Raw genomic sequence first — 7,372 nt, forward strand, 5'->3', positions numbered from 1 at the left:
GATGAGTCGTGCAGCCGGCACCCTGAAAACCGCCCTGGGCCGCCGTGGGAGCATACGGAGCAAGATCCTGGCGGGGTTTACGGTCATCCTGGTGGGGATGTTGAGTATCAACCTGCTGGTTATCGGCCTGTCCCACCACTTTTTGGGAGAATACCATATCCTGGCGGAGCGGGTCATTTCCGCAAACAAGCTGATCCCCACTGTCCGGGATGACGTGAGCCTGGACGCCTATTATCTGGTGGCGGGGCGCCGCACCCTGGAGACGACCCAGCTCTTCCACCACATGGAGGAAATTCGCCAGGGGCTGTATCTGCTGAAGCAGGAGAACAATTCTGAAAACGGCCGGATCCAGCTGCAGATTGCCACGCGCACCTTCGGCACCCTGCAGCGGTACTGTCAGAAGCTGGGGCAGGAGATTGATGCGGACGTGTCCCTGGAACTGCAGAATGTGACGCTGGAGCAGATTCGGGATGTCTCCGCCCTGGTGTACAACCAGATTGAGGAATACATTTATCTGGAGCTGCTCTGGGGGGAGTCCATTGATCAGATGCTCCAGACCGGATTTCAGCTGCTGCTGCTGGGGGATCTGGCGGCGGTGGTGCTGATGGTGGCGGTTCTGGCATTTTTGCTGATGCGCATCAACCGGACCATCAACGACCCCATCCAGGCGCTGGTGGAAAACACCCGGCGGCTGGCGGAGGGCGACTTTGATGCCCTGATGGAAGATGCCGGGGAGAATGAGGTCACCATCCTCAACAAGAGCTTCAACCGCATGGCGGCAAAACTCCAGCGCCTGATGGAAAAAGTGGAGGAGGACACCCGCACCCAGGAGCAGCTGGAGCTGCGGCTGCTTCAGGAACAGATCAATCCCCACTTTCTCTACAACACGCTGGAGATCATCGTCTGGCTGGCGGAGTCCGGGGATAAGGAGCAGGTCATTCAGGTGGTCCAGTCCCTCTCCCGGTTTTTCCGGGTGGTCCTCAGCAAAGGCCGCGCAGTGGTGTCCCTTCAGGAGGAGCTGTCCTGCATCCAAAGCTATCTCTATATTCAGAAAGTGCGCTATGCCGATATCCTGAACTATGAGATCCAGGCGGAGCCCGAAGCCTTGGACTGCCGGATCCAAAAGCTGAGCCTGCAGCCCCTTGTGGAAAACGCGCTGTACCACGGCATTGAAAAGAAGCGGGGGGGCGGCACCATCCGCGTCTGCGCCGATGTGAAGGACGGCTGCCTGGTGGTTCAGGTGGCGGACGACGGCTGCGGCATGACGCCTGAGAAATTGGAGGAAGTGCAACGGGAGGTGGCCGGAGATCTCGGTCAGATCTCCGAGGGCGGGTTTGGGCTGCCCAATATCCAAAAGCGCATTCAGCTGGCCTATGGAGCGGATTACGGCATTCACGTGAGTTCTCGGCTGGGCTGCGGGACCCGGGTCACGCTACAGATTCCGGCAAAATCGTAAAAAAGCTGAGAAGCAGCAGAAAAAAGCAAAAGTCCGGCTTTCCGGCCGGACTTTTTTCTGTAAAATTCAAATAAAAACCCGTTGGAGCGCCTCTTTTCAAAGGTGGAGGCGTCTTGTATATTATTTAACACAGGGCGCGAGACCGCCCATTCGGAAGATGAAGAAAGCGAGAAAGGATTGAAAGGTATGAAACTGAAGAAATGGTTGACCGGCGTTTTGGCCGCTGCGATGGCCCTGTCTCTGGCCGCCTGCAGTGATGGAGGCGCGGAAAGCGCCGATGCCGGCAGTGAGGACAGCATCACCCTTGGATTTGCCCAGGTCGGTTCTGAGAGCGAGTGGCGCACTGCCAACACCGACAACATCAAGGCTGCCGCGGAGGCCGCCGGCGTGACCCTCCAGTTCTCCGACGCACAGCAGAAGCAGGAGAACCAGATCAAGGCCATCCGCTCCTTCATCGCATCTGACGTGGATGTGATCTCCTTCTGCCCCATCGTGGAGACCGGCTGGGATACGGTCCTGCAGGAGGCCAAGGACGCCGGGATCCCGGTGGTCCTGGTGGACCGCGGCGTGACTGCGGACCCCTCTCTGTATGTGACCCACATCTTTGCCGACGCCCTGAAGGAGGGTGCCAATGCCTTCAATTGGGTTGACGAGTATATGACTGCTGAGGGCAAGACTCCCCGTGCCGGCGGCGATCAGTTCCAGGTGGCGATTCTGGAGGGCACGGTCGGCTCCTCCGTGGCCGCCGACCGCCTGCAGGGCTTCACCGATGCCATGGCCGAATCCCCCAACAGCGGCAAGTACAACGTCATCTGTTCCCAGACCGGTGAGTACACCCGTGCCAAGGGCATGGAGGTCATGGAGTCCTTCCTGAAGTCCGACGGGGACAAGATCGATATTCTCTTCTCCTGCAACGGCGATATGGCTCTGGGCGCTATTCAGGCCATTGAGGATGCCGGACTGAAGCCCGGTGAGGACATCGTCATCGTCTCCATCGACGCCGCCAAGGGCGAGTTCAACGCTATGATCGAGGGCAAGATGAACTGCGCCGTGGAGCACACCCCCAACTTCGGCGAGACCCTGATGGAAACCGCCAAGAAGATTGTGGCCGGCGAAGAAGTACCCGCCACCATTGAGCTGGAAGAGGGGATCTTCCCCGCTGACATCGCCGAGCAGGAGCTGCCCAACCGCACCTATTGACCGGCTTTCACCAACCGATCCATGATCCCGCGGGCGGGGGATGTCCTCCCCGCCCGCGGACTGTTTTGCCCTGGCTCCCCAGGGCCTCCGGCGGGATGCCAGACCCGCCGAATCCAAGACAAAGGATGTGATGACCTGTGGCAGAAGAAGCCCTGTTGACAATGCGGGGAATCTGTAAATACTTCCCCGGCGTCCGCGCGCTGGAGAATGTGGATTTCACCCTGCACTCCGGTGAAGTCCACGCGCTGGTCGGCGAAAACGGCGCGGGAAAATCCACCCTGATTAAGGTCCTGACCGGCGTCCACGCAAAGGACGGCGGCAAGATCGCCATGGAGGGTAGGCCCATTTCCCCCTCCAGCCCGCTGGAGGCCATGAAGTGCGGCATTTCCACCGTGTATCAGGAGGTCAACCTGTGCCCCAATCTGAGTGTGGCGGAGAATATCTTTATCGGCCGTGAGCCCAAAAAGGCGGGCGGTATCGACTGGAAGACCATCAACCGCCGGGCCGCGGAGCTGCTGACTACGCTGAATCTGAACATTGACGTGACAAAGACGCTGGGGAGCTACTCGGTGGCTGTCCAGCAGATGATTGCCATTGCCCGTGCGGTGGATGTGGACGCAAAGGTGCTGATCCTGGACGAGCCCACCTCCTCCCTGGATGAGGAGGAGACCCAGCGCCTGTTCGCAGTGGTCCGCAAGCTGAAGGCCCAGGGCCTGGGGGTCATCTTTGTATCCCACTTCCTGGATCAGATCTATGAGCTCTGCGACCGGATCACGGTGCTGCGCAACGGTGAGCTGGTGGGCGCCTATGCCGTGGCGGAGCTGCCCCGGGTGGAGCTGATCTCCAAGATGATCGGCAAGGAGCTGGGGGATATTCAGAGCATGGGAAAAAACACCGCCCTGTGCGGGGACGAGGTGCTGATCGAGGCCGACGGACTCTCCGCGTTCGGCCGTATCCAGGATTTTGACCTGCAGATCCACAGGGGCGAAGTCGTGGGCTTTGCCGGCCTGTTGGGCTCGGGTCGTACAGAAACGGCAGAGCTTCTGGCCGGCGTGGCCAAGCCCGAAAAGGGTGCGCTGCGGATGAACGGTCAGGAAGTCCATTTCAACTCGCCCCTGGACGCCATGCACCACAAGATCGCCTTCTGCCCGGAGGATCGGAAGATCCAGGGCATCATCGGGGACCTCTCCGTCCGGGAGAACATCATCATCGGCCTTCAGGCCAAAAAGGGCATGTGGAACCACATCCCCCTGAAGGAGCAGGAGCGGATCGCCGACGAGTACATCAAGCTGCTGCAGATCAAGGTCTCCTCTCCGGAGCAGCTGATTCGCAACCTCTCCGGCGGCAACCAGCAGAAGGCCATCATCGCCCGCTGGCTGGTGACGCAGCCGGATCTCCTGATCTTGGATGAACCCACCCGCGGTATCGACATCGGCACTAAGACGGAGATCCAGAAAATGGTGATCCGGCTGGCCCGGGAGCAGCACATGTCCATCATCTTCATCTCCAGCGAGATTGACGAGATGACCCGCACCTGCACACGCCTGGCAGTTCTGCGGGACCGGCGGAAGGTGGCGGAACTGACCGGCGACGACATCAACTCCGACCGGGTGATGGCCGCCATTGCAGGAGGTGCCTGAATGATGGGAAAAGTGAAAAAGGTGACGTCCAGCCACCTGTTCTTGCCGCTGTTTGCCCTGGCTCTGCTGCTGGTGTTCAACGCGTTTGCCACCCCTGGCTTTTTTGCCATTGAGTTCCAGAACGGTCAGTTTTACGGGCGCATTATTGACATTCTCAACCGGGCTTCGATCCTGGTGATCTTGTCCATGGGCATGACCTTCGTCATCGCCACCGGGGGCATCGACATCTCCCAGGGCTCCGTCATCGCCATCTCCGGCGCCATCTGCTGCTCCCTGATCGGCGGGGCAGGGGACGGCACCGCCAATATGCCGCTGCTGCCAGCCTGTCTGATCGCTGTACTGGTCTGCGCCCTGTGCGGCGTGTGGAACGGCTTCCTGGTCTCCAAGCTGAAGATCCAGCCCATGGTGGCCACACTGATCCTGCTGACCGCCGGACGAGGCATCGCTATGCTGATCACCAAGGGGCAGAATGTCACTGTGTACTACGAGCCCTTCACCTACATCGGCACCACCATTCCCGGCAGCCCCCTGCCTACCACCATCTTCATTGCCGCCCTCATGGTGCTGTTTGTGGTTCTGATCCAGAAAAAGACGTCTGTGGGACTGTTCGTCCAGGCGGTGGGCATCAATGCCAACGCCGCCCGGCGCACGGGCCTCAAGGTCTCCTCCATCATCTTTATGGTGTACGTCTTCTCCGGCATCTGCGCCGGCATTGCCGGACTGATGGAATCCTCCATGATCGCGGCGGCGGACCCCAACAACGCCGGCCTCAACATGGAGATGGACGCCATCTTGTCCGTGGCCTTGGGCGGAACGCTTCTCAGCGGCGGTAAATTCTACATCGGCGGCTCCATCATCGGCGCCATCACCATCCAGACGATGACCACCACGCTGTACGCGCTGGGCGTCTCCTCGGAGCAGCTGCCGGTATACAAGGCCCTTGTGGTCATTTTGATCTGCCTCCTCCAGTCCGAAAAATTCAAGGGTGTTCTGGAGAAGCGCACAGCAGAAAAGGCGGTGAAGCAGAGATGAAGCAGAAGAGCAGCCTGAAAGACCGCCTGGTCGGTTCCCGGTATTTTTCCTTCGGCATCACCCTGAGCCTGTTCGTGCTGCTGTATGTGGTCGGCATGATGAACTACCGGGGCTTCATGAAGCCCCAGGTGTTCTGCAACCTGCTGATCGACAACGCGGCCCTGATTATTGCCACCATCGGCATCACCTTTGTCCTGCTGATCGGCGGGATTGACATCTCCATCGGCTCTGTGGTGGCGCTGACCTGTATGTCGTCGGCGCAGATGCTGCAGAACACGGGCCTGCCCGCGCCCGCCGTCATCCTGATCGTGCTGGCCATGGGGGCTGTGTTCGGCCTGGTCCAGGGCTGGCTGATTACGGAATTCAACATGCAGCCCTTCATTGTCACGCTGGCGGGGCAGTTCTTCGCCCGCGGCATGACGGCGATCATCTCCCGGGAGACGATTGTTATTGACAATCCCGTGTACACCTCGCTGGCGTCCGCGCGGATCTATGTCCTGCCCGGCGGATTCATCTCCGTGGGCGTGGTGATCGCGCTGGTGACGCTGGTTGCGGCCACATTGGTGCTGAAGTTCACCCGATTCGGCCGGAACATCTACGCGCTGGGCGGAAATGAGATGTCTGCGCAGCTGATGGGCCTTCCCACCAAACGGACGAAAATCCTCGCCTACGTGGTGTGCGGCTTCTGCTCGGCGCTGGCCGGTGTGGTCTACTCCCTCATCATGCTCTCCGGGTATCCCCTCCACGCCGTCAGCATGGAGATGGACGCCATCGCCTCCTCCGTGATCGGCGGCACGCTGATGTCCGGCGGCGTGGCCTTCCTGCCAGGCACCCTTCTCGGCGTGCTGATCCAGGGTGTGATTCAAACCTTCATCACCTTCCAGGGGACGCTCTCCGCCTGGTGGACGCGCATCATCATCGCCCTGCTGCTGTGCCTGTTCATTGTGATCCAGGCGGTGGTCAGCCGCAGCCGGCAGCGCCTCAACTCTGAGCACTGATTTTTCCCAATCTTCTTTTCTTCTTTTTTCCGGCACAGTCACCAGGCACGTCCTGGTGGCTGTGTCCATTTCAGAAGGTTTCGGCATGGACGCTTTACTCATCAAAACCGGCGGGCTGCTGCTGATCGTGGCGCTGGGATACCTTCTCAAGAGACGGAGCGTCTTTCAGCAGGGCGATGCCCGTCTGCTGTCCAGGATCATCGTCAACCTGACGCTGCCGGGGGCTCTCCTCTCCAGCTTCAGCGCGTTCAGGCTGGTTCCGTCCCTGCTGGCGGTTCTCGCCGCGGCAGCAGCCGCCAATGTCCTGCTGCTGGCTGTCTCCGCCCTGGTGACCCGGAGGCGGCCGGGGCCCGTCCGGGCGCTCTACCTGCTCAACGCCCCCAGCTACAATATCGGCACCTTTGTCCTGCCCTTTGTGCAGAGCTTTCTGCCGCCGGACATGCTGCTGGCCGTCTCCATGTTTGACGCGGGCAACAGCCCCTTCAACTGCGGCGGCGCCTATGCGCTGACGGCCGCCCTCACCGGCGGGGAGCGCCTGACGGTCCGCTCCGTTCTGGGCAGAATGCTCCGCTCCGTGCCCTTCGACACCTTTTTGGTCATTCTGCTCCTGGGGCTGCTCGGCCTGCGCCTGCCGCAGACGGTTTACACCGTGGCGGGGATGTTCGGCCAGGCCAACGCCTTTCTGGCGATGCTGATGATCGGATTGCTGCTGGAGCCGCGGATCCCGCAGGAGAGCCGGTCCGATGTTCTGCGGGTGGTCCTGCTGCGCTATGGATTCGGCCTGGCGGCCTCCGCCGTCTGCTGGATGCTGCCGCTGCCCGCCGGGGTCCGGCAGGTGCTGGCGCTGAGCCTTCTGGCGCCGGTGCCCTCTGTCTCCCTGGCCTACTGTGAGCGGTGCGGCTGTGATTCCGGCGCCGTGGGGGCGATCCACTCCCTCTGCATCCCCGTCAGCCTGGCCTTTACGCTGCTGGTGTGCCTGATGTGATGGCGCCCGCTGCGTTGTGCTCCGGGCAGGGGGGCAGCCGCGGCCTCCAGGAATTTTCCTG

6 protein-coding genes are annotated in these 7,372 nt (G+C 60.9%); all 6 read left to right on the plus strand.

What is annotated here, in order from left to right:
• Window position 1: 1 nt before the first annotated feature.
• The gene (locus tag HMPREF1546_RS05140) at window positions 2–1,456 is read left to right on the plus strand and encodes a sensor histidine kinase (protein ID WP_051319950.1); all 1,455 of its coding nucleotides are present in this window, start codon (window positions 2–4) and stop codon (window positions 1,454–1,456) included.
• A 186-nt stretch (window positions 1,457–1,642) separates the two neighbouring features.
• Window positions 1,643–2,656, plus strand: a complete 1,014-nt coding sequence (locus HMPREF1546_RS05145) for an ABC transporter substrate-binding protein (protein ID WP_036629647.1) — start codon at window positions 1,643–1,645, stop codon at window positions 2,654–2,656.
• Window positions 2,657–2,793: 137 nt separating this feature from the next.
• Window positions 2,794–4,296, plus strand: coding sequence for a sugar ABC transporter ATP-binding protein (locus HMPREF1546_RS05150; protein WP_036629646.1), 1,503 nt, complete (start codon window positions 2,794–2,796; stop codon window positions 4,294–4,296).
• Window positions 4,297–5,328 carry an ABC transporter permease gene (locus tag HMPREF1546_RS05155; RefSeq protein ID WP_021748033.1) on the plus strand — a complete coding sequence of 344 codons (1,032 nt, stop codon included), beginning with the start codon at window positions 4,297–4,299 and terminating at the stop codon, window positions 5,326–5,328.
• A complete protein-coding gene (gene yjfF / locus HMPREF1546_RS05160) occupies window positions 5,325–6,326 on the plus strand; it encodes a galactofuranose ABC transporter, permease protein YjfF (RefSeq protein WP_021748032.1) in 1,002 nt (333 codons plus the stop codon). Before HMPREF1546_RS05155 ends, yjfF begins: the two co-directional genes overlap by 4 nt.
• 85 nt (window positions 6,327–6,411) lie before the next feature.
• Complete coding sequence (locus HMPREF1546_RS05165) at window positions 6,412–7,311, plus strand: AEC family transporter (RefSeq protein ID WP_021751750.1); 900 nt, start codon at window positions 6,412–6,414, stop codon at window positions 7,309–7,311.
• Window positions 7,312–7,372: the final 61 nt, after the last annotated feature.

Origin of the sequence: Oscillibacter sp. KLE 1745, assembly GCF_000469445.2 — a bacterium.
GTDB classification, from domain to species: domain Bacteria; phylum Bacillota; class Clostridia; order Oscillospirales; family Oscillospiraceae; genus Oscillibacter; species Oscillibacter welbionis.

Bases quoted from the DNA above. Each gene is read 5' to 3' on its own strand.
- HMPREF1546_RS05165 (WP_021751750.1), top strand. From the start codon at position 6,412: ATGGACGCTTTACTCATCAAAACCGGCGGGCTGCTGCTGATCGTGGCG.
- yjfF (WP_021748032.1), top strand. From the start codon at position 5,325: ATGAAGCAGAAGAGCAGCCTGAAAGACCGCCTGGTCGGTTCCCGGTAT.
- HMPREF1546_RS05155 (WP_021748033.1), top strand. From the start codon at position 4,297: ATGATGGGAAAAGTGAAAAAGGTGACGTCCAGCCACCTGTTCTTGCCG.
- HMPREF1546_RS05145 (WP_036629647.1), top strand. From the start codon at position 1,643: ATGAAACTGAAGAAATGGTTGACCGGCGTTTTGGCCGCTGCGATGGCC.
- HMPREF1546_RS05140 (WP_051319950.1), top strand. From the start codon at position 2: ATGAGTCGTGCAGCCGGCACCCTGAAAACCGCCCTGGGCCGCCGTGGG.